The organism is Salmonella sp. 741265050_HSA (assembly GCF_046569445.1).
Lineage (GTDB): Bacteria > Pseudomonadota > Gammaproteobacteria > Enterobacterales > Enterobacteriaceae > Salmonella > Salmonella enterica.
Genome location: NZ_JBKFSV010000031.1, coordinates 1 through 2,176, shown reverse-complemented (window position 1 = coordinate 2,176; position 2,176 = coordinate 1). Strand labels below are relative to the sequence as shown.

2 protein-coding genes are annotated in these 2,176 nt (G+C 50.3%); both read right to left on the bottom strand.

The annotated features are described in order from the left end of the window. Positions 1–10: 10 nt before the first annotated feature. Positions 11–595 (bottom strand): fimbrial protein, encoded by a 585-nt coding sequence (locus ACLD4F_RS21970; protein ID WP_411011041.1) that lies wholly within the window; start codon positions 593–595, stop codon positions 11–13. A 22-nt stretch (positions 596–617) separates the two neighbouring features. Further along, on the bottom strand, positions 618–2,176 hold a 1,559-nt coding region (locus ACLD4F_RS21965), incomplete at its 5' end, for a fimbria/pilus outer membrane usher protein (protein ID WP_411011040.1).

The window sequence follows — 2,176 nt, the reverse complement described above, 5'->3', positions numbered from 1 at the left end:
TCCGCGTTAATTACTCGTAGGTAAATACGAATGTCGCAACGGCTGAGAAAGCCCCTGTTGTGGCTGAATTAGCATTGGTCTCTTTCATGATGGCGATCAGCGGAACCTCTTTACTGTTAATTTCTGCCTCACTCCAGACCAGACGTTCTGAATCGACGGTGGAATTAATAACAAAAGGTTCATCAGGTTTGGATGAGCGTGCTACTGACACCCCTGTGTAGTCGGCTGAGCCTTTAGTTCCATTCGTTAATATTTTTGTTGAATACCCGGATGGCGTTCCGTTGATTGATGTCTTTAACGATTGAAGAGACGCAGGGCATTCAACAATAACTAATTTAAAATCTGCCGTTGCCGTCCCCGCCCTTACATCATCAATACGAACTTCACCGCTACTATTACCAATGATTAATTCTTGTATCGTATCGGAGCCTGTACCACCGACCAGTTTCATATCGCAGGTGGTTTCTTTAATTGTGGCCGTGAAGTTAACATCAAGGTTTGTGGAATTAGCGGCAAGCGCGCTTCCAGAGGCTGCCATTGCGACAAATGCCGCAATGGGAAGAGTGAAGCTGTTTCTTTTCATATAAACTCTCATTAGTTTTTCCCTAAACAGGTCATTACATGTGGCAAAGTTGATTGCTCAGTACTGGGGTTAGCCCAGCTTTTGCCGTGGTTTCAGTTATCTGGTAACGCACCGTACAGGTGCTTTCTTTGCCACTGCCCCACACCACGCGAAGTTCTCCCTGTGGTTCCACGCCGCGCACGTAGGCTTGCCCGGCCTGGCCGACGGTACCGACAGTTTCATTTTTCTCGTTAAGGACATCTGCGCCTAAAGGAATGAAGCCTTTATCGCTGCGCTGTAATTCCAGAATCAGTGAGCGGCCTTCATCGGTTTCAAAATTCACCAGCACAACGGCACCGCTGCGTGGTACGGTAACCGTACTGGTGCTTTTGACTTCAACATCGTTCTCCAGCGAGCTGATATCCAGCGAAACCCGGTTTTCGCGGTAGGCTGACATATACGGCAAAATGCCATATCCCGAGCTGCCGATTTCGCTGCTGCTGTAGCCTAGTCCTGCGCCCTGTGCGCCGCTGGCTTTCACCAGCGCGACGGCATCGGTTTCGCCAATGCTGCCCGGCGCGAATGCCACGCCGCCAGAATGCAGCACCATACCTCCGCTGTAGCTGGCGGAATATTGCCGGCTATTGTCGTCGCCAAACGAGGCGGAAAGTCCTAATGGGCCATAGCTGCTGTTGAGGGAGCCAAAACCACTCACCTGATTCAGGTTGCCGTAATTACCGCTGCTTGACGCGGCGCTCACGGAGTAGCTGATGTCGTTATCTTTGGTATTGCCACTGGCGGTGGAGTTGATGTTAGTTCCGCCCTTCATGTCAGAACGCAGACCCATATTGATATTGGAGAAGCTGTCCGAACGTTCCCCACTGTGGGAAAACATACTCAACGGAATACTGAAACTGAGATAGATACTGTCGTCTTTACTGCCGTTCTGGTTATAGGCGCGTTGTAATGACACGCTATAGCTGCCGTAGGCAAAACTGTTGTTGTAACCCACGCTATAGTTGGCCGTTGATCCCGCATCATTCCAGTAGTCCTGCCATGTTCCGCTGACATACACAGAACCCCAGGCCGTTTCTCCATGGTTTAAGGGTTGGTTGATGCTGATTTGCACCTGATTTTTGGTACGTTGGTAATCGGCATATAGCTCATCACCTGAGCGATAACTTTGCTGGGCATAGTGCTGGTGCTTAACGCTGTCTTGCAGAGACGCGGCGTCATTGAGGCTGAGGTAGTCTTCAGTAGAAAAACGATAAGCGGCGACGTTAAATGAGGTATTGGTCGCCTCGATCATTTTGCTGTAGGTCAGCCGGTAGCTTTGCCCACTGAGCGTGCCGAGATCATCAATACTGGCGTGAGATTGCGTCACATCAAAGGCGAATGCGCCAATGCCGGTGTTCATTGCCAGGCCTAATAACCCAGCATAGAAATCCATATCGGTATATTGCGCGCCGATATAGCCGGTAAAGGTGTTGTTCAGGCCATAGTAAAACTGCGCGTAACCCACCTGCGGTTTATCATGCAAAGAATCATCGTTTAGCTCGCCGACGCCGATATCCCAACGTGTCGCGCCAGGGCGCAACATTTGGGTGACAGAAG